The organism is Mycobacterium hippophais (genome assembly GCF_027529605.1).
In the GTDB taxonomy this organism is placed as follows: Bacteria; Actinomycetota; Actinomycetes; order Mycobacteriales; family Mycobacteriaceae; genus Mycobacterium; species Mycobacterium arseniciresistens.
Map to the genome: position 1 here is coordinate 1 of NZ_JAPZPY010000039.1, position 518 is coordinate 518.

Annotated in this window: 1 protein-coding gene; it reads left to right on the forward strand. The window is 65.6% G+C overall.

What is annotated here, in order from left to right; genetic code table 11:
• Positions 1 to 518 (forward strand): extracellular solute-binding protein (locus O6P37_RS28450; RefSeq protein ID WP_269897222.1); only part of this gene is annotated, 518 nt, incomplete at both ends.

The window sequence follows — 518 nt, forward strand, 5'->3', positions numbered from 1 at the left end:
CGCTCGCCTATCTCCAGGAGCTTTCGAAGTTCGCGCCCGGCGGCATCCTGAACGCTTCGTCGGGCGACATGCGCGAATTGTTCCTGAACGGCTCGCTGGCCATCGAGTTCTGGCCCGCGCTGGAGCAGCCGACCCTGCAGAAGAGCAGCCTCAGCTGGGGCTTCGTGAACGGCACGGCGCCCGAGGGCAAGACCCCGGTCGGCACCTTCGGCGGCTGGAACCTCGCCGTCTTCGAAACCTCCGCGCACAAGGACGCGGCCTGGAAATTCATCCAGTTCATGGTGCGCGAGGATGTCAACGGCGACGTCGTCGACCTCATCCCGGCCAACAAGAAGGCTGCCGAAGCCTTCCTGGCGAAGAACCGCCAGGAGCCGCAGACGATCATGACGCATCTCGACAATGCCAAGGCACGGCCGCTCTCGCCGCGCTATCTCGAGCTTGCCGATGCGCAGGTCGCCATGTTCCAGGACATCTATGCGGGCGGCAAGCCGGCCGATGCGGCGGCGAAGGCCTGCGAC